At 71.5% G+C, this 24,272-nt stretch carries 14 protein-coding genes; 10 read left to right on the forward strand and 4 right to left on the reverse strand.

What is annotated here, in order from left to right; translation table 11 throughout:
* The first annotated feature begins 716 nt into the window (after nucleotides 1–716).
* The 3 genes from WMF22_RS04045 to WMF22_RS04055 all read left to right on the forward strand — a co-directional run bounded on the left by WMF22_RS04045 (nucleotide 717) and on the right by WMF22_RS04055 (nucleotide 6,257).
* Complete coding sequence (locus tag WMF22_RS04045) at nucleotides 717–4,628, forward strand: ATP-binding protein (protein ID WP_438034900.1); 3,912 nt, start codon at nucleotides 717–719, stop codon at nucleotides 4,626–4,628.
* A 226-nt stretch (nucleotides 4,629–4,854) separates the two neighbouring features.
* Complete coding sequence (locus WMF22_RS04050) at nucleotides 4,855–5,892, forward strand: aldo/keto reductase (protein WP_437297798.1); 1,038 nt, start codon at nucleotides 4,855–4,857, stop codon at nucleotides 5,890–5,892.
* On the forward strand, nucleotides 5,892–6,257 hold the full coding sequence (locus WMF22_RS04055; RefSeq protein WP_437301526.1) for an aminotransferase class V-fold PLP-dependent enzyme: 366 nt from the start codon (nucleotides 5,892–5,894) through the stop codon (nucleotides 6,255–6,257). Before WMF22_RS04050 ends, WMF22_RS04055 begins: the two co-directional genes overlap by 1 nt.
* On the opposite strand, the gene WMF22_RS04060 is transcribed toward WMF22_RS04055, so the two are convergent.
* Nucleotides 6,193–6,669 (reverse strand): VOC family protein, encoded by a 477-nt coding sequence (locus WMF22_RS04060; RefSeq protein WP_438034901.1) that lies wholly within the window; start codon nucleotides 6,667–6,669, stop codon nucleotides 6,193–6,195. The two genes, WMF22_RS04055 and WMF22_RS04060, sit on opposite strands and share 65 nt — an antisense overlap.
* A gap of 299 nt (nucleotides 6,670–6,968) precedes the next feature.
* Here WMF22_RS04060 and WMF22_RS04065 point away from each other — a divergent pair, with 299 nt between their 5' ends.
* Nucleotides 6,969–7,397, forward strand: a complete 429-nt coding sequence (locus tag WMF22_RS04065; RefSeq protein ID WP_437297800.1) for a hypothetical protein — start codon at nucleotides 6,969–6,971, stop codon at nucleotides 7,395–7,397.
* A 127-nt stretch (nucleotides 7,398–7,524) separates the two neighbouring features.
* Here the strand turns inward: WMF22_RS04065 and WMF22_RS04070 are convergent, their stop codons facing one another.
* Nucleotides 7,525–8,982, reverse strand: a complete 1,458-nt coding sequence (locus WMF22_RS04070; protein ID WP_438034902.1) for a hypothetical protein — start codon at nucleotides 8,980–8,982, stop codon at nucleotides 7,525–7,527.
* Between the two features lie 249 nt (nucleotides 8,983–9,231).
* Nucleotides 9,232–10,101, reverse strand: a complete 870-nt coding sequence (locus WMF22_RS04075) for a cytochrome P450 (protein ID WP_438034903.1) — start codon at nucleotides 10,099–10,101, stop codon at nucleotides 9,232–9,234.
* Between the two features lie 660 nt (nucleotides 10,102–10,761).
* On the opposite strand from WMF22_RS04075, the gene WMF22_RS04080 reads away from it, so the two are divergent.
* The 6 genes from WMF22_RS04080 to WMF22_RS04105 all read left to right on the forward strand — a co-directional run bounded on the left by WMF22_RS04080 (nucleotide 10,762) and on the right by WMF22_RS04105 (nucleotide 17,572).
* Nucleotides 10,762–11,811: a hypothetical protein gene (locus tag WMF22_RS04080; protein WP_438034904.1), complete on the forward strand. Its 1,050-nt coding sequence runs from the start codon at nucleotides 10,762–10,764 to the stop codon at nucleotides 11,809–11,811.
* 104 nt (nucleotides 11,812–11,915) lie between these two features.
* On the forward strand, nucleotides 11,916–13,295 hold the full coding sequence (locus WMF22_RS04085) for a hypothetical protein (protein WP_438034905.1): 1,380 nt from the start codon (nucleotides 11,916–11,918) through the stop codon (nucleotides 13,293–13,295).
* Nucleotides 13,292–14,680 carry a hypothetical protein gene (locus WMF22_RS04090; protein WP_438034906.1) on the forward strand — a complete coding sequence of 463 codons (1,389 nt, stop codon included), beginning with the start codon at nucleotides 13,292–13,294 and terminating at the stop codon, nucleotides 14,678–14,680. Before WMF22_RS04085 ends, WMF22_RS04090 begins: the two co-directional genes overlap by 4 nt.
* The gene (locus WMF22_RS04095; protein WP_438034907.1) at nucleotides 14,677–16,401 is read left to right on the forward strand and encodes a CHAT domain-containing protein; all 1,725 of its coding nucleotides are present in this window, start codon (nucleotides 14,677–14,679) and stop codon (nucleotides 16,399–16,401) included. The genes WMF22_RS04090 and WMF22_RS04095 overlap by 4 nt, the downstream gene beginning before the upstream one ends.
* On the forward strand, nucleotides 16,398–16,718 hold the full coding sequence (locus WMF22_RS04100) for a hypothetical protein (RefSeq protein WP_437297806.1): 321 nt from the start codon (nucleotides 16,398–16,400) through the stop codon (nucleotides 16,716–16,718). The genes WMF22_RS04095 and WMF22_RS04100 overlap by 4 nt, the downstream gene beginning before the upstream one ends.
* Before the next feature lie 53 nt (nucleotides 16,719–16,771).
* On the forward strand, nucleotides 16,772–17,572 hold the full coding sequence (locus WMF22_RS04105) for a matrixin family metalloprotease (RefSeq protein ID WP_437297807.1): 801 nt from the start codon (nucleotides 16,772–16,774) through the stop codon (nucleotides 17,570–17,572).
* Between the two features lie 140 nt (nucleotides 17,573–17,712).
* Here the strand turns inward: WMF22_RS04105 and WMF22_RS04110 are convergent, their stop codons facing one another.
* Nucleotides 17,713–23,496 (reverse strand): nSTAND1 domain-containing NTPase, encoded by a 5,784-nt coding sequence (locus WMF22_RS04110; RefSeq protein WP_438034908.1) that lies wholly within the window; start codon nucleotides 23,494–23,496, stop codon nucleotides 17,713–17,715.
* Nucleotides 23,497–24,272: the final 776 nt, after the last annotated feature.

Consider the following 24,272-nt stretch of genomic DNA (forward strand, 5'->3'; position numbering starts at 1 on the left):
CAAGGCGTGTGTGGATTGCTGACTTGTACGGCCGGGGATTCGGTTCGTGCTTCGCGCGGACCGCCGGGGAGAAGTGAACATCAGCGCGGATGCTCCTGCGAGCCTCCGCGGAGAGATGAAGCTCAAACCGGAGGCTGTCGGGAGCCTCCGCGGAGAGATGAAGCTCAAACCGGAGGGGGAAGGTGGCCGTTGCGTCGAGTGACTCCGTTGACGCTGTAATGTTCACGCATCTGCCCGGCTCGCGGGCTCCGAGGGCGCGGTGGGCACGGGCGGGGAGAGGTGCGGGGGCAGCCTCGGAGAGCCGAGTCGCGCTCCCGCGCGCGTGAGCCGAACTATGAGCCACGGTGCCTGTCGCGGTAACTCACCGGCAGCGACCATCGTTCCCTCCGAGCCGTGCGCCTCCGGACGCGGACCGGATCATCGCCCGGCGAGATCATCGCGCCTTCCCTCGCAGCGCCGGGCATCGATTCACCCTAGTCACCCCATCAACCCGATCCGGTGCTCCCGAAGCTGGCAGCGGGCTGGCGAGCTTCGCCGGTCGCCCCGCCCGGCTCGGGCGATCACGCTCTGCCATCCGGCGCCGCCGCGCCGTCCGCAGAGGCCGCCGCGCTCGCCCATTTCCTGGCCGCCCGGGTGAATCGAGGCCGGCGGCGCCGGAGCCACGCGCCGCTCGTCCCGGTGGCGAGCGCCTGGGATCTCCTTCACCATGGCGCTGCATGCGGCCAGCCGGCATACGGAACAAGTCTCCAGATGTCGTCGAGCCCGCGCCCGATGGCGGCGCCCTGGACGCGAGCGACGAGGACTGCCTCGCTGGGGGCGGCGAGATGGGCGCCCTGATGCGCTCGATCGACTGGGCGAAGACGAAGCTCGGCCCCGTCGCGACATGGCCGATAAGCGTGAAGACCGTCGTCGGCCTCGTGCTGGGCAATCGGTTCCCCATGCTCGCGCTGCTCGGGCCGGAGATGCTGCACATCTACAACGATGGCTATCGGCCTATCCTGGGCATGAAACACCCCGCGTCGATAGGCGCCCCGGCGGCCGAGGTGTGGGCCGAGATCTGGGACGTCATCGGCCCGATGACGCAGAGCGTGCTCGACGGCGGGCCCGCGACGTGGAGCGAGCACCTCATGCTCCCCGTGAACCGGCGGGGCTTCGTCGAGGAGACGTACTTCACGTTCTCCTACAGCCCGATACCCGGCAACGACCAGCGGGTCGCCGGCGTCCTCGTCACGGTGCAGGAGACCACGGAGCAAGTGCTCGACGCGCGCCAGCTCCACATGCTGCGCGATCTCGCGACGCGCTCCGCCCAGGCGAAGTCCGCCGAGGAGGCGTGCTGCACAGCCGTGGAGATCTTCGCGGCGAACGACGCCGATCTGCCGTTCTCGCTGCTCTACCTCCTGGACGGCGACACGGGCGAGGCGCGCCTCGTCGGCGCGAGCGGGCTCGACGGGTACGAGGGAGCGGCGAAGCCGGCGCGCGTCTCCCTCCACGAGCGAGATGAGCGGACCTCGACCTGGCCGCTCGCGGAGGCGGCGCGCGCCTCCGGCGAGATCCTCGTGGGCGATCTGGCGGCCCGCTTCGGCGCCTTGCCCGGCGGCCGCTGGGGCAGCGCGCCGGAGCAGGCGCTCGTCCTGCCCCTCTCGCGGCCGGGCCAGCATCGCCCGTATGGCTTCCTCATCGGCGGCGTCAGCCCGCGCCGCCTGCTCGACGAGTCGTACCGCGGGCTGTTCCGGCTGATCACCGATCAGGTGGTGACCGCCGTCGCGAACGCGCGCGCCTACGAGGAAGAGCGCAGGCGCGCCGAGGAGCTCGCCGCGATCGACGGCGCGAAGACGCTGTTCTTCAGCAACGTGAGCCACGAGCTCCGGACGCCGCTGACGCTGATGCTCGGCCCCATGGAGGACGCGCTCGCGTCGCCGGAGCGCGCGCTCTGCGGCGAGCACCTCTCGCTCGCCTACCGCAACGCGCTGCGCCTGCTCAAGCTGGTCAACGCGCTGCTCGACTTCTCCCGCCTCGAGATGGGCCGCGCTCAGGCGTCCTACGAGCCCACGGACCTCGCCTGCCTCACCGCCGATCTCGCGAGCGCGTTCCGCGCCGCGAGCGAGCGGGCCGGGCTCGCGTTCACGGTGGACTGCCCGGAGCTCCCGGAGCCGGTCTTCGTCGACCGGGACATGTGGGAGAAGATCGTGCTGAACCTGCTGTCCAACGCCCTGAAGTTCACGTTCGAGGGCGAGATCGCCATGGCGCTCCGCGTGTGCGGGGACCACGTTGAGCTCGTGGTGCGCGATACGGGCACCGGCGTCCCCGAGCACGAGCTGCCGCACCTCTTCGAGCGCTTCCACCGCGTCCAGGGGGCGCGCGCGCGCACGCACGAGGGCTCCGGGATCGGGCTCGCGCTGGTGCACGAGCTGGTGCGCCTGCACGGCGGCAGCATCCGGGCGGAGAGCCGCCTGGGCGAGGGGACGGCGTTCACGATCGCGATCCCGCGCGGGTCCGCGCACCTGCCGGCGGAGCGCGTCCGCCTCGAGAAGGCGCTCTCGTCGGCGGCGACCGGCGCCGCGCCCTACGTCGAGGAGGCGCTGCGGTGGCAGCTCGTCGCGGAGGCGCCCGCCTCGGGCGATCGCGTCGAGCCCGACCACGGCGCGGCCCCGCTCGGCCCGAGCGCGCGCATCCTCCTCGCCGATGACAACGCCGACATGCGCCTGTACGTGCGGCGCATCCTCGATGCGCGGTGGGCCGTCGAGGCCGTGAGCGACGGCGCGGCCGCGCTCGAGAGCGCCCGGCGGTCGCCGCCGGATCTCGTCGTCGCCGACGTGATGATGCCGGGCCTCGACGGCTTCGGCCTGCTCCGGGGGCTGCGCGCCGATCCGGCGACGCGGTGCGTGCCGGTGATCATGCTCTCGGCGCGCGCGGGCGAGGAGTCCCGCGTCGAGGGGCTGGCGGCCGGCGCCGACGATTACCTCGTGAAGCCGTTCTCGGCGCGCGAGCTCATCGCGCGCGTCGCGACGCACCTTCAGCTCGCCGAGCACCGGCGGGCCGCGGAGCGGGAGCGCGGGAAGATGTTCGCGCTGTTCGAGCAGGCGCCTGTCGGGATCGCCGTCTACCGTGGCTCCGAGCACGTGATCGAGATGGCGAACCCCTACCTGGTGGCCATGGTGGGCCATCGCGACGTGATCGGACGCACGCTGGCGCAAGCCTTCCCGGAGATCGTCGGCTCGCCGCTCCTCGATGTCTTTCACCGGGTCTTCGCGAGCGGCGAGCCGTTCGTCACCCACGGCTACCGTTTCGACCTCGATCGCGGGCGTGGCGTGCGAGAAGAACTGTACTGGAGCTTCAATCTGCACCCGATGCGTGAGCCGGGCGCTGCCGTCGCCCGGATCCTGGTCGTCGCGCTCGACGTCACCGAGTACGTGCGGGCGCGAAAGAAGCTCGAGGCGGCGGCGCGGGAGCGCGAGGAGCTGCTGCGCCGCGCGGAGGACGCGCGGCGCGACGCGGAGCGGGCGAACCGCGCGAAGGACGAGTTCCTGGCGATGCTCGGCCACGAGCTGCGGAACCCGCTCGCCCCGATCGTCACGGCGCTCCACCTGATGCGCCTCCGCGCCGGGGGGCACGCCGAGCGCGAGCGGCTCGTCATCGAGCGCCAGATCAAGCACCTGACGGCGCTCGTCGACGACCTGCTCGACGTCTCCCGCATCACGCGGGGCAAGGTCGAGCTGAAGAAGCAGCGGATCGAGATCGCGGAGGTCGTGGCCAAGGCGGTCGAGCTGGTGAGCCCGCTGCTCGAGCAGCGCCGGCACCACCTCACGGTCGCGGTCCCCTCGAGCGGCCTCGCCGTGGAGGGCGACGTCATGAGGCTCGCCCAGGTGGTCTCGAACCTGCTCACGAACGCCGCGAAGTACACCGAGAGCGGCGGCGAGATCGCCGTCCGGGCCGGGCGCGTGGAGGGCGAGGTCGTCCTCTCCGTGCGCGACAACGGCATCGGCATCGCCCCCGAGATGCTGCCGAGCGTCTTCGAGCGCTTCGTGCAGGAGCGCCAGGCGCTCGACCGATCCCAGGGCGGCCTGGGCCTGGGCCTCGCCATCGTCCACAACCTCGTCGCGATGCACGGCGGCCGCGTGAGCGCGCACAGCGAGGGCCGCGGGCGCGGGAGCGAGTTCACCATCCGGCTGCCGGCCGCGGCGGACGCGCGCTCGCCCGAGGCCGCGCCGGCGCGCTGGATGGCCGGGACGCAGGCGACTCCATCTCTCGTCGACCGGCGCCGCATCCTGCTCGTGGACGACAACCTCGATGCGGTCGAGCTCCTGGCCGAGTCGCTGGGCGCCATGGGGTACACGACGCGCGTCGCCTCCGACGGCCCGTCCGCGCTCCGGATCGCGGAGGAGTTCGCGCCCGACGTCGCGCTGCTCGACATCGGGCTGCCGGTGATGGACGGCTACGAGCTCGCGCGGCGCCTCCGCGAGCAGCCGGCGGGTGAGCGTGTTCGGCTGATCGCGCTCACCGGTTATGGGCAGGAGGCGGATCTCCGGCGCTCCGAGGGGGCAGGCTTCGAGACGCACCTCGTCAAGCCCATCCAGATCGATCGATTGACGTCGCTCCTCGAGGAGCCACCGGCCCGCAGGGCCGAGTGATCCACGTCAGAGATCCTCGACGACGACACGACGTGACCGCGCCCGGAGGGTCCTCCTCTGCGAGGCGGCAGCGACCGGGGACCCCTGCGCCGCGGGAGGCGAGCTCCAGGTCCCCGGGCGCCATCGAGCGCGGAGAGGCGTTGGTCCGTTATAAAAGATATGTTGTCCGTTATGTTGGACATTGGCGCTGCCCCGTGGTAGTTGGCAATCAACGGACAGGACAGCCATGCACTACCGACAGCTGGGTGACAGCGAGCTCCGGGTCTCGGAGCTCTGCCTTGGGACGATGACGTTCGGCGAGCAGAACACGCTCGAGGACGCCAGAGCGCAGCTCGACTACGCGTTCGACGCGGGGATCAACTTCATCGACGCGGCCGAGATGTATCCGGTGCCGACCCGCGCCGAGACGCAGGGGCGCACGGAGAGCTACGTGGGCGAGTGGCTGAGCCAGCGGCCGCGCGACAAGGTGATCGTCGCGACGAAGATCGCGGGGCCGGGCCGCCCGATCCCGTGGGTCCGCGGCGGCTCCCTCGCGATCAACCGCGCCAACGTCCGGCGCGCGGTCGAGGACAGCCTGCGGCGCCTCAGGACCGATACCATCGATCTCTACCAGATCCACTGGCCCGATCGGTACGTGCCGCAGTTCGGCGCTAGCGCCTACGATCCGGCGAACGAGCGCTCGAGCACGCCGATCGCCGAGCAGCTCGCGGCGCTCGCGGAGGTGATCCGCGACGGCAAGGTCCGGTATTTCGGGCTCAGCAACGAGACCGCCTGGGGGGTGGCGCAGTGGAGCCGCGTCGCGGCGCAGCTCGGGCTCCCCAGGCCGGTGTCGATCCAGAACGCTTACAGCCTCGTCAACCGCACGTTCGACTCCGCGCTCGCGGAGGCCTCGCGCCGCGAGGACGTGCCGCTGCTCGCCTATAGCCCGCTCGCGTTCGGCCTGCTCACGGGCAAGCACGTGGGCGGGCCGCCGCCGGGCTCGCGCTTCGCCCGGTTCGAGACCTTCGGCCAGCGCTACAGGAAGCCCAACGTGGACGAGGCGGTGCAGGCCTACGTCAAGCTCGCGCGCGCCCACGGCCTGAGCCCGGCGTCGCTCGCGCTCGCCTTCGTGCGCAGCCGATGGTTCGTGGCGAGCACCATCCTCGGGGCGACAACGCTCGAGCAGCTCGAGGAGAACGTGAAGAGCGCGGGCGTGGTGCTCGCCGCGGAGGTTCTCGGAGAGATCGAGCAGATCCACGCCCGGTACCCGAACCCGGCGCCCTGATCTCGCCGGCCCCGGCGGCGCCGCTCGGCTGCGATTTCTTCGCAGCGGGCTGTCACAAATGGATGTTCGGGCCGCGGGGCACCGGCGTGCTCTGGGGCAGGCGGGAGCTCTGGCCGACGCTGCGCCCGAGCATCCCGCCCTTCGGAAGGGCCGTACGCGACCTCGTACGTCCGCGTCGCGCCGAGCCTGCTCAACTCCGAGGCGGACGTCGAGGCGGTGCTGCGCGCGATCCGCGCGCTCGCGTGAGGGGCCCGGTCCGGCGAGCCATGGCCGGACCTCGGGTGGGCCGGACGAGGGGGCCTATCGGGCGGCCTCTTCGATCCGCGCGATGTCGATCTTCTTCATCTGCATCATCGCCTGCATGACCCGCCCCGCCTTGGCCGGATCCGGGTGCTGGATGAGCCGGATCAAGGCGGACGGGACGATCTGCCAGGAAACGCCGAACCTGTCCTTGAGCCACCCGCACTGGCTCTCGGCGCCGCCGTCGGCCGTGAGCTTGCTCCAGAGCTCGTCGACCTCCTCCTGCGTCTCGCAGGTGACGACGAGCGAGAACGTCTCGTTGAACTTCTGGTGGGCGCCGTTCAGGGCCATGAGCCGCTGGCCGTTCAGCTCGAACTCGGCCATCACGAGCGAGCCCTTGGGCCCTGGACCCGCGTCTCCCGAGCGGAGCTCGGAGAGGATCCGTGAGCCCTTGAAGATGGACAGGTAGTACTGCACCGCCTCCTCGGCGTTGTTGCTGAACCAGAGGCACGTCTTGATCTTCTGCGTGGTGGTCATGATCGGGGCTCCTGGCCGGGGTCGGGCCCGGCGGTGAGGTGAGAGCGGCGCGGTCACCGCGACCGCGCTTTGCCTGGATGTCGGAGCACGGTGGGCCTGCTCGACATGGGGCCGACGATTTTTTTTCGACCCGCCGGGGCGGCCGGGGTCCCGGGTCGCCGGGGCGGCCGAGGGGGGCGGGGCGGCAGCCCGCCGGGCGGCTGTCGTGGTCCGCCGGCCGCCGCTCCAGGGCGGCGCCGGGCGAGGGTGAGCTCGCGGGCCGGGTGGAACGTCGTGGCGATCCGTGAGAGAGCACGCACATGAGACACATCCTCGATGGGTCGATGGGGGTCATCCTGGCCGCGGGGCTCTGCGGCGCTGGGTGCAGGGCGCCCGCGCACGAGCCCCCCGGCATGAACGCGCCTCCCAGCGCGAACGCGCCTCCCGGCACGAACACGCTTCCCGGCGCGAACGCGCCGCCGGCGGAAGAGCCCGCCACGCCGCCGGAAGCCGCCCCGATGGGTGAGCGGATCGTCGTGGGCAGCGATCCATGCAAGAGCGACGCAGACTGTGTGCCCGTGTGCGCCTGCCACGCGGCCGCGTGCATCGCGAAGGCGACCGCGCCGATGTGTGATCGAGGCCTGATGTGCACGCAGGAGTGCCGGCCCGGAACGATGGATTGCGGCGGCGGCTGCCTCTGCCAGGGCGGCCGGTGCGCGGCCCGCCTGATCAACGTGCCCCCGTCCTGAGCCCCTCTGCGTGCGCTGTCCTGCGGATGAGCGCGTAAGAGCTCTTTCTTGGAGCTCGGCTGAAGGCCCACCAGGACCGTGGACGCCTGGACTCAGATGTTCGTGGAGCGGTCGCCCAGCGCCGCCCTCAGTATTTGTAAACATCGGCGAAGATCGTGCGACGCATCATGTCGTTCGTCGTCGTCGTCTCGCGCACCCACGCGGCGATCCCGGTCCCGTTCGGGCCGAAGCCCACCGTCGGCTCCCAGTGTTCGGCGGCGTTGTCGTCCTCCAGCGCGTGGGCCTCCGTCCATCCCTGCGCGGGGGAGAGCTCGCTGGCAAAGATCGATCGGAGGGCGGCGGCCTTCTGGGTCCACACCGCGAGCGCCCGCCCGGCCCCATCCACGGCGATCTCGGGACCGCTCACACTATCTTCCTCGACCGAGAGCTTGTCGACTGGCTGGAACGTCGTCCCCGAGAAGCGCCGCGCCCAGATCGCGCAGCCGGCGCCGCACTGACGGAACACCACGCCCCCGTCACCCTCCGCGTTCATCGCGACCGCGTAGTCGGTCGCTCTCTGGCCCGCGGTATCCACGCCGGTGGCTCCGGCCCACACGCCCCCTGAATAGGAATTGGCGATCACGTGTGACACCGAGGAGGTCGAGTCGCGCTGGAGGAAGACGACCATCGCGTTCCCGTTGCCATCCATCACGACGCGTGGGCTCAAATGATCGAGCGTGTCGTCCGCTTCCAGCGGCTTCGGGCCTGCCGCGCTGCCCTTGTGCGTCGTCAGATCGTACGTGACCACGTTGCCCAGCACGTTGAGACGCCCGCCGTCCGACTGGTACCACGCTGCCACCGCGCGCAGCGTCGTGCCCACGGTCGAGACGCCGACAGCCGTGCCGTTGCAGCTGGTCGTGCTCCCCGACACCTTCACCGGTGTCTGCCAGCCCTGCCCGCCCTCGTAGATGGCCAGGTATCCCTCACGCGCCGAGGTGTCGACGGTGTTCACGTCGATCCCCACGGCGATATGGCCGGCGGGGGTCATCGCGACCGTCGTCGAATGTTTCGAGACCCCCGAGGTGCCCACGGCGATCGTCTCGACCGTGCCCCACCCGGCGGGCCATCCGAGCGATGCCGTGAACCGCTTGCCGAACACGGCGCCGCCCACCGAGGACGAATACCAGACGACCACCCCGTTGCCCTCGTCGTCGATGGCGACCCTGGCGTTCACGCCTCTCGTGGCCGCGTCGTTGACCTGCAGCAGCGGGTCCCAGCTGTCGCTCTCCTTGACGTAGCGGCGCGCCCAGACGGTGTCCTGATCATAAAACACGAGCAGCGCATCGCCATTGGCCGAGACCGCGACCTGCGGAAGGAAATTCGAGATCTGATTGGCGAGATCGTCATGACCGACGCGCTCGAACGTATCCCAGTGGGGCGGGGGGGCTTCGCCTCCGGTCCCGTCGCCGCCTGTCCCGTCGCCGCCTGTCCCGCCGCCGCCTCCGGTCTCGTCGCCGCCTGTCGCGCTGCCGACGCTGCCCGCATGACCGCCGCCTCCGCCGCTCCCCACGTCGCTGGAGCTCGACGACGACTCGAACGTTCGCACCTTCTGTCCGCAGGCCGCGACGAGGAGGAGCCCCAGAATGAAACCCAGCTTGGGCCTGGCGCCCGATCCTCGGATGTGTCCGAATTTTTCGCGCATCATGCGCGAGGATGAGATCCGAAGGCCTCGGAGATGTCAATCCCCGACCGCGCGACATGTCCCGGCTTGACGGGGCACATTCAACCTCTCCGCCACCGCGGCAGGACAGGGTAGCAGCGCGCCCACGAGCTCACCTGCGTTCCCGCGCGTTCCTCACGCGCTCGACCCCTGAACCTCGACGTCCCAGGCGACATCGAGGGACACGGGGCCTCGGAACATGGTGACTTGCCGGAACTGCACCGGCCGATCGCTCGCGAGGCGGAGGCCCTGCAAGCGCTGCGTGAGCACGGAGAGCGCCACGCGCCCCTGGAGCCGCGCGAGGGGCGCGCCGAGACAGAAGTGCACACCGCGGCCAAACCCGAGGTGCTCGCCGCCATCGGGGCGCCCGGGCTCGAACCTCGAGGGGGCCTCGACGACGGCCTCATCGTGGTTGGCAGAGCCCAGGAGCACGAAGACCCGCGCCCCCTTGGGGATCATGACGCCTCCGATCGCCACGTCGACATTGGCGACACGGCTCGTCCCGGGAACGGGGCAGTCCCGGCGGAGCGTCTCCTCCACGACGGCGGCGGCGAGGGACGGATCGCGCACGAGCGCCGCGAGCGTGTCAGGGTGCAGGAGCAAGAGATGCACGGCGTTGCCGAGCAGGTCCGTTGTGGTCTTGTGGCCCGCGAACACGAACGCGGTCGCATAACTGACGGCCTTCGCCATGTCGAGCTGACCGCTCGGGTCCGTGGCCGCCTGGACGAGGACGGAGAGGAGGTCGTCGGCCGGCGCGGTCCTCCGCGCAGAGAGGAGCCCCGCGAGGTGATGCTGCATGGTGACGAAGCTCTCGGCCGCTCTCACCCACGCGTCGGTCGGCAGGTGACCGCTCATGAGCAGGCGCGCCGCGTCATCAGCCCATTCACCGAACCTGCCGGCGTCGGTCGGCGAGACACCCAGGATGCCCGCGATGACCGCCACGGGCAGCGGGCCGCAGAAGCGCGCCATGAGATCTGCCCGACCCTCCGCCTCGAACGAGGCCACCAGCTGGTTCGCCAGCGTGGAGATGGATCCCTCCGGGAGGCAATTCGCTCGGCGCCAAACGCGGCGTTCATCTTCCGCCGGACCGAGGTGTGCTCCGGTGGGTCGAGGTGGATGATGGAGGTGGTCCGCGGGAACCCCCTTCGCAGGACGGCCACCACCTCGGGCGGCGGCTCTTTGACGCTCATCGTGGTGAGCCGCGACGAGAATCGGTCCGTGTCGCGGAGGATCGCGGCGACATCCGCCTGCCGAGCGGCCACCCACATGCCCAGCTCTTCGCTGAAGAAGATCGGCTCCTCCGCGCGCGCCTGCGCATACCGCGGATACGGGTCCTGCTGCATTTCCGGCGAGAAGAACGGGAAGGCACGGGCCATAGGTCACCCCTGAGCGAGGAAATCGAGACCCCTGTCTACCACACATGCGAGCGGGCGACGGGGTGCTGGTCGACAGACGCCGTCGGGAGCGCGGGCCCGGTCAGACGGACCCGACCAGCACGCCGATCGCACGGCCCCACGACTCGCCCTGTGGACCCGAACGACCGCTGGAAGCGAGCATGAGGAGCGTGCGCTCCTGCTGCAGCCTGCCGAGGTCATCCAGCGTGATCGTCGGAGATCGGAGGCGGCGCGCGGCACGCCGCTTGACGTGCGCTCATCCAACGAGCTCATGGCAGGACCGGAGCCAGCGAAGCCGTTCAGGGGAGCCATCCGGACCTCGGTGTCGACATCGACGGACGGGCTGGTCGCAGGACAGGAGTTCTCCCTCTTCGTCACGGTGCAGAACCCGTTCGAGGCGCCGCTCTCGCTGTGCCGCGTGAGCACGAGCCTGCCCGCCGAGCTCATCGATATCGACCGGCAGTGGACAGAGCAGCGGATCGAGAGGCTCGAGGACCGACTCGCCGGGATCGAGGGGGCCGCGCGGGCGCTCGCGCCGGGCGGCGACTCCGTCGGCTCGCGGCTGCTCCGCTCCGTCCGGCGGCTGCTGCGGCGCTGCCCGCCCGGGCGCGGCGCGGCGCCGAGAGCGCCCGCGATCGCGCGCGATCTCCGCGGATCTGGCGGCGAGGCCGGGCTCGCGGCGCTCCACCCGCCGCTCCGGCACAGCACGGGCCTCCGGGGCCGGGGACCCACGGCGGGCGCCTGGAACGAGGACGGCGAGGAGGGGAGCGCCGCGCCCGAGGGGCTCCTCGGCGGCGACGACGCAGACGCGGTCCGGGGCGCGATCCTGTCGTCGTGGGCCCCGGATCCTCCGACGGTGCTCCAGGCCGGGAACTCGACGGCGCGGAGCTTCACCGTGCGATCGCGGCGCACGCTGTGGTTCCGCACCGCGTCGTACCGGCTGCTCATCGAGGTCGAGTACGAGATCGACGGCGCGAGCAACGTCGACACCATCGAGCACGTCCTCGAGGTGAGCTCGTCGCTGGCGAGCATGATCTGCGGCGCCGTGCTCGGGGGCGTCGGGGGCTGGTTCGCCGCGCGGGGCGGCGCCGCGCCGTTCGACGTGGAGGCCGGCTTGAGCCTCGCCGTGTCGCTCGTCCTGGTCACGATGGCGGTCGTCCTGCTCGCGCGCAAGAGGGACGTGCAGCCCATCCTCGCGATCGAGGATTTCTGGGGCGGTGTCGCCGTCGGGTTCTTGATCGCCTATTCAGGACCGAGGCTCTTCGCAGGGCTCTTCGGTCTGCCCGCGCCGGCGCCGCCCGCGTCGAGCGCCCTCATCTGACGACGATGCTGACGAGCTCGTGCAACGTCGGGAGAGTCGGAGAACGGAAGCGCAGGCTTTACATCCTGCCCTGCGCCGTTAAGCAGACCTGGAGAGGAGGAGCCGTGTCCACTCTGCGTGCCAGGGCGACCGCCGAGCTCCAGCGCCGGATCGACGTGCTCCCGCGCGACGTCGCGCGATACGAGTCGGCCGCCGCGGCGAACACGCGAGGTTTCGGCATCCACGCGAGCCAGGTGCTGGCGCTGAAGATCCTCATGAACGAGCTGATCCAGCGCCAGAGAGGCATTCTGGAGCGGCTCGGAGCGGACCTGTCCGACGCCGACTTCGCGGATGGCTTCGGCAAGCTCCTCGTCGAGATTGCGGGCGCGCACGGGGTGTGGAACATCTTTTCTCAGACGCTCGCGCAGCGGGAGCAGCCGGCGCTCGCCCCCCCGCTCGACGCGGCCGACCTCGTGGCCGCCGAGTGTTACCAGGTGTGCATGAACAAGGCGCGCAACTGGGGCCTCGTCCCCCGCGAGGGGATGCGCGAGCCGCCGCTGGTCTGCCTGGAGGCGCACTACGGGCCGGTCGCCGTGAGCCGCCAGAACCCGCTTCGCGCCCTCCGCAGCTCGCTCCGGAGCTACCGCGACCTCCGGCTGCCGATACCGATCGTGCTCCTGCCGGCCGATCAGACCGAGTGCGCCTGGCTCCTGGTCACGCTCTGCCACGAGGTCGGCCACAACGTCGATCAGGATCTGGCGCTCTCGAACGAGCTGACCAGGGCGCTGCTCCTCGGCACCGACGGGGAGATCCCGCCCGACCGGCAGGAGATCTGGTTCGGCTGGACCCGGGAGATCCTCGCCGACGCGATCGGTGTCCTCCTCGGCAACGCCGGCTTCGCGCTGGCGCTCGCGTCGCTGCAGCTCGTGCTCGCGCCCGGCAGCCAGCAACGCGAGCTTGACCGGCACGATCCTCACCCGCACCCGATGATCCGCGTCCCGCTGCTCGGTGCGCTGCTGCGGCGGCTCGGGGTCGCGGCGCTCGCCGGCGCGGCCGACCAGATGGAGCAGGACTGGCGGGCGCTGCCCGCGCCGGCCTGGGTCGCGCCGTTCCTCGGAGACCTCGGCGCGATCGCGGGCACGTTCCTGGAGAGGAAGCTGGACGCGCTCGGCGGTCGTGCGCTCAGGGAGCTCCACCCGGACGTCTCGGCCGACGTGAAGCGGGCAGACGCGCTCGCGCGCTTCCTCAGGAGCGGTGAGCTCCGCCCGGCGCCGGACAAACCCTCGTATTTCCCTTACCGCCTCGTGCCGGTCGCGGCGCAGCTCGTGGTCGCCTCGGCGCCGTCGCCGGTCGAGCTCGGCGCCGTCCAGCGGCGATCGATGGAGTTCTTCGCCGCGATCCCGCGGCCGCCGATGCTGGCGGGCGCGGCGTCGCTGTCGCCGCAGCGCGCCGCGTCCTATGCGCGGATCGCGCGGTCGGTCGACTTCGCCGGAGATGGCGGATGACCACGAGGCCGAGCGCGCAGCTCTCTCGATATCCAGAGATCCTCGTCCGCATCGCCCCGCTCTATCCCGCGGAGCCGGTCACGCCGCGCGCGACCGGCCGCCGCGTGTGCCGGCGCTACCACGCGTGGATCTACACGAAGCTCGATATCTCCTCTCTGCTGCTCGGGGACCCCGGCGCGGTCGAGCCGGGCGGCGCGCCGCCGCCGCCCGAGATGGCGGGGCTGCCGCTCATCGGCCATGAAGAGATCTCCGTCGCCTGGCTCAGCTACGCCGAGTATCTGAGCATCTTTTACGGGGGCGAGGAGGGCCTGCTCGATCTGCGTCGCCGCCTCATCAGGTCGATCTCCCGCGGGCTCCGGGCGATCCTGCGGCTCCGGCCGCACGCGCCCCGGCGGCTGCGCATCTGGTGGTCGGCCGAGTCGCCCGAGCTCGAGGAGCTTCCCTGGGAGATCCTCTTCCTCGGCGTGCGCCGCCCGCCGTTTCTCTCGATCGTGCGGGGGATCCCGGGACGGGTCGTGCCGCCGCTCTCCCTGCGGGAGGGACAGCCGCTGCGCGTCGCCGTGGTCGACCCGACCGGCGGCGCGCCCGCCTCGCTCTCCGAGGCGCTGGAGGGCCTGGGCTCCAGCATCGAGGTCTCCTGGATCGAGGAGGACGACGCGCGCAACGCGCTCTCCGCGGCGATCCAGGCGGGGTTCGAGGTGATCCACGTGGTGGCCGACGGCGTGGCGCCGCTCGGCCTGGAGGGCCTCCTCGAGTTCTCGGGGGACAAGGACGACACGCTCTCGCCCCTGGAGCTCACCGCCATGCTGCGCGGGTCGAGCGCGACGATCCTCTCGCTCACCCCGCCGGAGACGCCTCGCGTGGGCTACGGCGGCATGCCCACCGTGTACCACGCGTTCGCGCGCTTCGGCCACCAGAGCGGCGATGGCCCCACGATCGCCGCCCAGCTCGGTCCCATGCATCCCCGCGTGTGCCGCGAGTTCTGGCGCGCGTTCTACGAGCGGCTCGCGGCGTCGCTCGACGTGGAGGACGCGATGATGGCGGCGTCGCAGCGCCCCCTCCTGACGCCCGTCGTCCTGTTCCTCCGGCACCGCTTCGGCCGGCAGTTCACCCGGCAGGGCGACGACGCGCGGCGCTCTCCCACGTGGCCGACGCTCAGCGCGGGGCAAATCCGGGAGGGCGACGTGCCGCTCACGCCGGCGCAGGTGACCGCCGATCTCTCGTGCTCCCGCGACCTGCTCGACGCGGCGAAGATGCTGGAGGCCCGCTACGCGGCGCTCGGGCTCGAGTTCCCGGGCAAGGGCCTCATCGAGCGCGAGGGCCAGCGGCAGGCCGCCCTCGATGAGGCGCTCGAGCAATCGCTGTCCGAGGACACGGAGCCATGAGAAACCCCGAGTTCGTCGTCGACATCGAGCCTGGAGGGGGCTCGCACCTGCGGCTGTGCGTCCACGCCTTCCACCTCGCGCCCATCGATGACGAGCTCGAACGGCCCTTTCCGAGCTTCCCGCCCGCGGAGCTCGACGAGCTGCGGAGCGGCTACGGGTCGGAGCAGATGATCGAGTCCCTGGCCGAGCAGGTCACCGGCTGGCTGCTCCAGAGCGATCTCCGCGGCCACCTGGGCACCGCGGTGAACGCGGCGACTCAGCCCTTCCGGATCGTCTTCCGGCCGCACCCGGCGGTGCTTCCGTACCTGCACGACGTCCCCTTCGAGCTGCTCAAGCTCGACGCCGACCGGCTCGCGCTGCACCCCTTTGTACGGGGGATCGTCCACTCGTACAAGCGCCACCGCGGGGTGGCCGCGCCGCAGGCGCTGCGCTGGAGCTGGCCTTTCCGCGTGCTCCTCGTCCGCACGAACCCGAAGGACCTCGGCGGGGACGTGCCGCCCGTGCTGCCCATCCGCGATCGCATCGTCGCGATCGCGCGCGGGTGCGGGCTCGCCGACGTCGTGGAGGTCACGGTGCTGAGCAGCGAGGCGGGCGCAGGCGGGCCCGTCACCTACGACGCCTTCCGCGCCGAGCTGCGCAAAGCGCGCTACGATCTCCTCGTTTACCTGGGGCACGGCGACCTCCAGGAGGTCGGGTTCGAGGGGTTCCCCCCGATCGGCGTCCTCCTGTTCGAGCTCGACGGCAGCGACTTCGCCAACCCGATCCGCGCCGATCAGCTCCGGAGCGAGCTCCTGAACCGGCCCGTGCCGGTCGTGGTGCTCGCGGGCTGCATGACCGCGGCGGGCGAGGCGCTGCGCGAGCGGCTGCCGCAGTGGATGCGCGGCAACCAGAACGTGGCGCACTCGCTGATCCACGGCGAGTCCGGCGTCCAGTGCGCGATCGGGATGCGTCACCGGCTGGAGGTGGCGGACGCCGAGCGCTTCCTCCAGGCGTTCGTCCTCAGCCTGCTCAAGCAGAGCCCGGGCGACGTCGAGCGGGCCGTGCGGGCGGGACGCGAGGAGATGTTCGCGCAGAAGCCGTACCCGCCGAGCTGGTCGTCGCCCGTCCTCTTCCGCGCGGCGAACGTGGAGCCGCTGTTCGACTTCCTGTGCACCGCGCCGACCGCGTTCGACCCGCTCGACGAGCACGACCAGGCGCTGCGAGAGAAGGCCTGGAAGGCGCGGAGCGAGCTGCCGGCCACGCTGTCCCCGGAGGCCCGACATTTCTCGAGCTTCCTGCTCGATACGGTGGAATCGGCGTTCCTCGACCGCAGGCGGCAGGCGGGGGCCACCCTGGTGTGGCCCGCGCGGAACGAGGCGAAGCCCGGCGATACCGTGAAGGTGTCTGTCCAGCACATGGGGTCGGTCTCCGTGTCGCGCCTGGAAGGACGGCTGTCCTTCGCCGAGGCGATCACGGTGCGGGCAGCCCGGCCGGCGTCGGCGCTCAAGGCCGCGGGGCTGCGCGCGTTCTTCGCCCTGGATCAACCGGGCGAGGTGCGGTTCGTCGCGTCCAGCCCTTCCGGAGAGCCGGTGACGCTCGGCGCTGGTCCGCTGTTCGAGGTCGACCTGACGCTGCCCGGCGTGTTCCCCGCCGTGTACGAGCTGCGGGTTGACGCGCTCGCATTCGAACCGAGGTTGTTCGTGTGCGGCTGGAACAATGCGATCGTGGTGCCGCTGCCATGAGGCCGCGCCGGGGTCGATATGAAAGCGATCTGGCCGGGGAGCCGCCGCAACCCTCGTTGCTGGAGGCTCACCCCGAGCTGCGGGCGCTCCTCGACCGGTCCGAGCGCTTCCGCCTCACCGAGGAGCGCTATCGCATCGAGATCGAAGGTCAAACGCTCTACCTCGTGCGGGGAGACACGCTCGGCTCGCGCGAGGAGCTGCTCATCGACGCGCTCGTCCGCGGCTCCGCGCCCGAGAGCGCCGACCCGCTCAGCCGCGCGCTCTTCCTTGAGCTGCCCGGACACCTTCAGGAGGTGATCCGCGGTCTCACGCGATAGGAACCAGAACCATCACCCAAGAGCCCGGGTGCTCCGGGCCAAGGAGAATCGCCATGGCCATCACCGATCCGGCCATCGCGCAGAAGGTAGGGGAGCTCAAGACGAGGCTCCCCACGTTCGAGCTCGATGGGAAGCTGATGTATGTCGCGGAGGGCGACCTCCTGCTCGAAGAGGAGCAGCTCGCCGACTACGTGCCTCACGCCGCCAACGTGGAGCCGCCGAACCTGGACGCCGGCCCCGGAGGGGAGGGGCTGGTCGGCATCCTGCAGAACGGCAGGCCGGTGCGCTGGCGTCCGGGGTTCGTGATCACGTACTGCGTGCTCAGGGCGACCTTCCGTGACGAGAGCCAGTACGCGACGGTGCGCGCCAACATGCTGACGGCCACGCGCGACTGGGAGGAGACCTGCGGCGTGTCGTTCCACCATGTCGCCGAGCTCGACGGGAGCACGAGCCGCCCCGCGGAGGTCGTGTTCCCGGTGCGGCTCAACCTCTCCGGCGGGGATTTCATCGCCGCGGCCTTCTTCCCGAACGACCCGGTCGGGAGAAGGCAGATCCTGATCAATCCCTCCTATTTCTCGCCCTCGCTCGGGTTCAACCCCGTCGGCGTGCTCCGGCACGAGCTGGGTCATGTCCTCGGCTTCCGGCATGAGCACATCCGGAGCGGCGCTCCGCCCGAATGCTTCCGGGAGGATACGTCGCAGACCATCAACCTCACGGCCTACGACCCCAGGTCGGTGATGCACTATTTCTGCGGCGGCGTGGGGAACCCCGAGCTCGAGATCACGGAAGTCGACGTGCAGGGGTCGCAGCGGGTGTACGGCATGCCGCTCTCCCGCTTCCGCCTGGTGGCCTGAAGGCCGGGGCGCGCACGCGCAGCGTAGCGCGGTTACTCTGGCGCCTCGGGCATCGCGGCTTGGCGGCTCAAGCCTCCTGGCCGCGATGCTCTCGATGGCACAGGCTCGATCGCGCGGGGCGACCCGACCCAGGTTGGGCATCACCGGTCGGCTGAGTCGCTCGGACGGACAGCTGGTTCTGGTCGGGTCTCCGGGGTAGCGGCGCGGGCCTCCTCGACGCGGCGCAGGCAGGCGTCCCGGTTCGCTCGGGCCATGGGCTCGGGCACGCGAAGGAGCTCTATCCTCCGCTCGACGGGCATGCAGTAGGTGGTCGCGGTCCACAGCTTCGGGTCGTCGACGCCGCGGAGCGGCTCGAGGTCGGTCCAGACCCGCACGAGCTTGTCGTCGGACGCGGTGACGATGCGCTTGCCATCCGGGCTGAAGGCCGCGGCGTTGACCGGAGAGTCGGAGACGCGCAGGACCAGTGGCTCGCCCGAGCCGTCGGCGTTCCACACCCGCACGGTCTTGTCCTGGGACCCAGTGACGATGCGTCTCCCGTCGGGGCTGAACGCTGCCCCCAGGACCCAATGCTCGTGGCCATGAAGCACCAGCGGCTCGCCCGTGCCATCGGCATTCCATACCCGTGCGATCTTGTCATAGGACGCGGTGACGATGCGCTTGCCGTCGGGACTGAACGCCGCCGAACGGATCTGGCCCTCATGGCCCCGAAGAATGATGGGCGCGCCGGTGCCATCGGCATTCCATACCCGCGCGGTCTTGTCCCAGGACGCGGTGACGATGCGCTTGCCGTCGGGGCTGAACGCCGCCGCTTCGACCCGATTCTCGTGGCCCCGAAGGATGATGGGCGCGCCTGTGCCGTCAGCGTTCCACACGCGCGCGGTCTTGTCCCAGGACGCGGTGACGATGCGCTTGCCGTCGGGGCTGAACGCCGCCGAGTAGACCTCGCTCTGGTGACCGCGGAGGACCACGGGCGTGCCTGTGCCGTCGGCGTTCCACACGCGCGCGGTCTTGTCCCACGACGCGGTGACGACGCGCTTGCCGTCGGGACTGAACGCCGCCGAACGGACATCGCGCAGGTGACCGCGCAGGACCACGGGCGTGCCTGTACCGTCGGCGTTCCACACGCGCGCGGTCTTTTCATACGACGCCGACACGATACGCCTGCCGTCAGGGCTGAACGCCGCCCCCAGCACCCCCTTCCCGTGGCCCCGAAGGATGATGGGCGCACCGGCGCCGTCAGCGCTCCACACGCGCGCGGTCTTGTCCCAGGACCCGGTGACGATGCGCTTGCCGTCGGGGCCAAACGCCGCGGAAGCGATACCCTCCTCATGACCCCGAAGGATGATGGGCGCACCGGCGCCGTCAGCGCTCCACACGCGCGCGGTCTTGTCCCAGGACCCGGTGACGATGCGCTTGCCATCGGGGCTGAACGCGGCCGAATAGATCACCTCGTCGTGACCCCGGAGGACCACCGGCGCGCCGGTGCCGTCGGCGTTCTGCACCCGCGCCGTCTCGTCCCAGGATGCGGTGACGACGCGCTTGCCGTTGGGGCTGAACGCCGCAGAATTGAGCCGGTCGTCGTGACCCCGGAGGACCACGGGCGCGCCCGTGCCATCGGCGTTCCACACGCGCGCGGTCCTGTCGTACGACGCGGTGACGACGCGCTTGCCGTCGGGGCTGAACGCGACCGAAGTGACCGGATCGTCGTGACCCCGGAGGACGACGGGCGTGCCCGTGCCATCGGCGTTCCACACGCGCGCGGTCCTGTCGTACGACCCGGTGACGACGCGCTTGCCGTCGGGGCTGAACGCTGCAGAATTGAGCCGGTCGTCGTGACCCCGGAGGACGACGGGCGTGCCCGTGCCATCGGCGTTCCACACGCGCGCGGTCCTGTCGTACGACCCGGTGACGACGCGCTTGCCGTCGGGGCTGAACGTGGCCGAAGCGACCCGATCGTCGTGACCACGAAGGACGATGGGCTCGCCCGTGCCATCGGCGTTCCACACGCGCGCGGCTCCATCGGAGCAGGCCGTGACGATGCGCTCGCCGTCGGGGCTGTAGCGCGCGTTCGTGACCCAGTCGGGATGGCTGAGCACCGCGCGAGCGATCCCGGTGTGCAGCGCCGACCACTCCAGGACGTCCCACCCTCGCGGCACATTGGGCGGCTCGACCTCGCGCAGGATCGCGAACACGGTCGTGGGATCGGCTTGCAGCTCGCGCGCTGTGGCCATGCGGGTCGCGTTGCGCGCCTCCCGGGCTTCGACCAGCGCGCGAGCCGCCTCCTGGTCGGCGCGCATGGCCTGCTGATTGGCGCGCGTTGCCTGCTGATTGGCACGGATCGCCAGGCACGACACGATGACCGCGATCGTGCTCAGCGCGACGACCGTTCCGACGGCGAGCCGCCGGCGCAGACGCCGCGCGTGCTCGACCAGGCCCACGACGGCCAGCAGGTATCGCTCCTCGCGCTTGCCGAGCCCGACGTGCCAATCGGCTCCCCGGTCGGCGCGACGGCGCTCGTGCCACGCCCTCGCATCCTCCGCCGCGCGGTCGCGCCAGAGCAGCCCCTCGGCCTCACCGCTCGCCTTCCACTGCTGGGCCGCGGCGCGCAGCCGGGCCAGGAACTGCGCGTCTTGCTCGCTCTCGGCGAGCCACTGGCCGAGCTTGGGCCACCTGTCGATCAAGGATTCGTGGACCAGCTCCACCGTCGTGCGGTCGCGCGCTCCTCCGGCCTCGTCGCTGCCAGCCTCGATGTGCAGGAGCCGCGCGCCCGAAAGGCGCTGGACCACCTGCACGACCGCGTCGCCGGCTGCGCCCTCGCCGTCCTGCGCTGCCTCGCGGAGCTCGTCCAGGCTCACCACCGCGCGCGTGCGCTCGGGCGTGACCAGGCGCAGGAGCACCGCCCGGGCCAGCCGCTGCTCGCGCGACGGCAGCGACGAGAGCACCGCGTCCGCGTGGGCGGACAGCGCGCCGGCGACGCCGCCGAGGCGCTCATAGCTGTCCCGCGTCAGCAGCCGGCGCTCGCGATCTCGCGCCTCCCACAGCTTCGCGGCCGTGAACTGCAAGAGCGGGAGCGGGCTCCGCGTGCCCTCCAGCGTGCCCAGCATGTGCTCGATCATCTCGGCGGTCTCGAAGCGAACCCCGGCCGCCTCGAGCGGCCGCGTCAGGGCCTCGCGCAGGCCATCGCGCCCCATGGGCCGCAGGAACCAGAGCCCGTGGGTGACGTCGGTCATGAAGTTGCGGTCCTCGGCCACGCGCTCGAGGAAGTCCGAGCGGACGGCGAGCAGGACGCGCAGGGGCGACGACGCGTCGTCGGCCGCGCCCTCCAGACAGGCGACGAACGCCGCCAGCTCCTCGGAGGGGGCGCCGAGCGTATAGAGCTCCTCGAGCTGGTCGACGAAGAGCACGATGCGGCGCCTCCTCCCTTCATGGCGACAGCGCGCGCGCAGCCGGGCGCCAAGGACGCCTGGCTGGGTGCGCAAGGTGGCGACCAGCGCGTCATGATCGGGGAGCTCGGGAGCGCCCGTCGCTGCCCCTCTCCCCGCCGTCGCCAAAGGCGTGGACTCCGCCTCGGCGACCTGCACGAGCACATCGGCGAGCGCGGAGAGCGGACGGCGCCCCGGCCGCAGGATGAACGCCTCCCAGTGGCCTTCGGCTCCCTTCAAGGCGGGGATCACGCCCGCGCGCACGAACGACGACTTGCCCGCCCCGGAGGGGCCGGCGATGACGAGGAGCGGCTGGCTCCGCACCCGCTTCGTCATGGCGGCGATGTCCCTATCGCGGCCGAAGAAGCGCGCGGCGTCCGCCTCCTGGAAGGCGGACAGGCCGGCGAACGGGCTCTCGTCCTCGCCCAGCTGGAGCGCCCTCCGGCCGGGCAGGAGCGCCTCGAGCTCGGCGAGGAGCTCCCTGGCCGAGCCGATGCGCTCGGCCTTGCGCTTCTTCAGGCAGCGGTCCACGAGGGCGCCGAGCGCGCCCACGTCCGGGCGCCTCCCGCTCAGGCTGGGCATGGGGACATCGACGTCGACGACGGCCGAGAGCCGCGCGTACGAGAACGGGTGCAGCGGGTGCTCCCCCGTGAGCAGCTCGTAGAGCAGGATGCCCACGGCCCAGAGGTCGGTGCGACAATCCACGTCGCTGCCCTGCAATTGCTCGGGTGACATGTACCCCGGCGTGCCGACGATCGCGCTCTTCCGGTGCCCGCCGGCGTCTCCGGCGAGCGCCACCCGCGCGCTCCTGACCGAGGCGACCACGCACGCGTCGATCCGCTTGGCGAGGCCGAAGTCGAGCACCTTGATGCACCCGGCGTCGTCCATGCGGATGTTCTCCGGCTTGAGATCGCGGTGCACGATCCCGAGGTCGTGCGCGCAGACCAGCGCGCGAACGACAGGCACCATGACGTTGATCACGGTGCTGGCCGCCCTCGGGCCAGGCGGTAACTGGGCGGCCGGCGACCCGGGCGCGCTGGGTTGCTCGAGCTGGGCCATCCATTCGCGCAGCGAGCGGCCCTTGATGTACTCGAGCACGAGGTAGGGACATCCAAGGATCTCGTCGACCTCGTGGATGACGACGATGTTTTCGTGCCTGCAGCGCGCTGTGGCCCGCGCCTCGTCCAGGAAGCGCTCGACCGTCTGCCCGGTGTAACGGCGGAGGAGCTTGATCGCGACCAGGCGGCCGAGCCTCGTGTCGCGGGCCAGGTACACGACCCCCATGCCGCCCCGGCCCAGCTTGCGAATGATCTCGTAGTGCTTGAGGACGTCGCCGGCCTTCAGGTGCATGCGGCCCGCGATGGGCTCCGCCGGCGCCCCCGCATCACCGGTCCGGAGAGGCACGGCGTCGCGCGCTTGCCCGCTGGATGCCGGGCTGTCCGGGACCTCGGCGAGCGTGCGCCAGGGCTCCTCGCCGGAGGTCCCGGGCGCGCCCAGGTCGTCAGGGTGGATCGCCGCGTCCCGTCCCGAGGCGCTCAGGGCGCGACCGGCGGCCTCCTCTCGCCTCGCCCCGGCGCCGCTCGGTGCGGCGTCCGGGATCAGGTCCTCCCGGCGGAGCCCGGCCACCTCACAGGCGTCGAGCTCGTACAGCAGACCGTCCGCCGTGTCGGCCCGCGCCGCGACATCCTCGATCGTCGCCCGTCGCAAGATGGCCCCGAGCGGGTGATCGAGGAGCGCGCGCGGGATCCGGCCGGGCTCGCCGCCTTCCGGCGTGAGAGCGTCTCCATCTGGAGACATTCCGCAGGCTGCCCGCCTGCCCGTGAGGCACTCGAGGAACACGAGCCCCCACGCGTACAGGTCCGAGCGCGCTATCGGCGCGAACCCCCGGCGCTGCTCGGGCGCCGCGTAGGCCTGCGCGCCGACGAACTCGGTGCCGGAGACGCGCGCTCCGTCCTCTCCGCCCTCTCCGCCGCGCGCTCCGGCGGCGACCGCGGCGAAGCCGAAGCCGAACAGCAGCGCGCTCCGCTCTGCCCCCGAGGGCACGACCATCACGTGGGCCGGCCTGACGTCCCCGTGGACGATGCCCTGCCGGTGCGCGCAGCCCAGCGCGTCGAGGACCTGCCTCATCAGGCGTCGCGCCTCCTGCGGATCGAGCGCGCCGCGGACCGACAGCAGCTCGGCCAGGCTCTGCCCGGGCGAGCGCTCGAACACGGTATAGAGCTGCCCCTCGTCCGTCTGTCCCGCGTCGATGAGCCGGACGATGTTGGGATGTTGGAGCCGCGCGCAGCGGCCCATCTCCCGCAGGAAGCGCGCGCGGCGGCGTCGCGCGATGCCCCCGGAGACCCCCTCCGGGAGGATGTGTACGACCTCGAGGACGACGGGCTGCCCACCCGCGATCTGCCGCCCGTGGTAGAACGCGGCGTGGGGGGTCTCCCAGGGCGAGGAGAGGATCTCGTAGCGGTCCTGGAACAACGTCCTTGGAGCGAGGGTCACCTGGTTCATCCTGGTCTCTCCGGTCGCGGCCGCCTCGCGTGGCAGCTGCGGGCGAAACGCCCTCATCCGGATCGATGTCGCCGACGCAGCGAGCCCGGCGGTCGAGCTTGCCCCGCGCCCGCGGAGAGAGCTCGATGAGGTGGCCGGCCCGACTCTGGGGCAGCCAGCCGCGCTGCCCTATCGCTTCTTCTTCGGGCAGCCAACCTCGCTGCCCATCGCATCTTCTATAGACTCTTCTCCGCCCCTCGTCCGGAACAAGCGTGTACCCAGCGCACCTCACGGCGCGCGTGCCGCCGGCCGCCCTGCCGGACGAGCGAGGCATCAAGCCAGCTGGCGAAGGGAGCGGATGCAGAGGGCGCTTTGGAGCAGAGGGCGCCTGGGCCAGAGCGCGCGCGGCGCGGCGCAGCGCAGCGGGCGCTCCGGCCTGGCCTTGTGGCGTCAGCCGCCGCAGCACCAGGCCGCTCGGCGTGCCCTGCCCGGTCCCGCTTCGCTCTCGCCTCGTGCGCCGCCGGCCTCGCCTCGCCGCCGCGCGTGCGACGGCGGGGCTCTTCTTCGTCGCCGGCCTGACCCTCGGCGCGCAGGGCCGCGCCGAGTCCCCGAGGCTCGAGCGAGGCGGTCGCCGGCGCCGGAGGGCAGGGGGCGAACCCGGACGTGCTGGGCTCCGGCGGAGACGACGGGGAGGAAGGGGAGTCGCCGGGGTTTCCGCCGTGAGGGCGTAGGGCGGCGCGAGAGGGGAGGCGGAACGGGGAGGTCGCGATGGGGTGGGGCGGCCTCGCGAGGGGGGT

Source organism: Sorangium sp. So ce204, assembly GCF_051526795.1.
Classification (GTDB): domain Bacteria; phylum Myxococcota_A; class Polyangia; order Polyangiales; family Polyangiaceae; genus Sorangium; species Sorangium cellulosum_B.

Coding starts and splice junctions, on each gene's coding strand:
- WMF22_RS04095 (WP_438034907.1), top strand. CDS start 14,677: ATGAGAAACCCCGAGTTCGTCGTCGACATCGAGCCTGGAGGGGGCTCG.
- WMF22_RS04105 (WP_437297807.1), top strand. CDS start 16,772: ATGGCCATCACCGATCCGGCCATCGCGCAGAAGGTAGGGGAGCTCAAG.
- WMF22_RS04050 (WP_437297798.1), top strand. CDS start 4,855: ATGCACTACCGACAGCTGGGTGACAGCGAGCTCCGGGTCTCGGAGCTC.
- WMF22_RS04110 (WP_438034908.1), bottom strand. CDS start 23,496: ATGAACCAGGTGACCCTCGCTCCAAGGACGTTGTTCCAGGACCGCTAC.
- WMF22_RS04080 (WP_438034904.1), top strand. CDS start 10,762: ATGGCAGGACCGGAGCCAGCGAAGCCGTTCAGGGGAGCCATCCGGACC.
- WMF22_RS04100 (WP_437297806.1), top strand. CDS start 16,398: ATGAGGCCGCGCCGGGGTCGATATGAAAGCGATCTGGCCGGGGAGCCG.
- WMF22_RS04090 (WP_438034906.1), top strand. CDS start 13,292: ATGACCACGAGGCCGAGCGCGCAGCTCTCTCGATATCCAGAGATCCTC.
- WMF22_RS04065 (WP_437297800.1), top strand. CDS start 6,969: ATGAGACACATCCTCGATGGGTCGATGGGGGTCATCCTGGCCGCGGGG.
- WMF22_RS04060 (WP_438034901.1), bottom strand. CDS start 6,669: ATGACCACCACGCAGAAGATCAAGACGTGCCTCTGGTTCAGCAACAAC.
- WMF22_RS04045 (WP_438034900.1), top strand. CDS start 717: ATGCGGCCAGCCGGCATACGGAACAAGTCTCCAGATGTCGTCGAGCCC.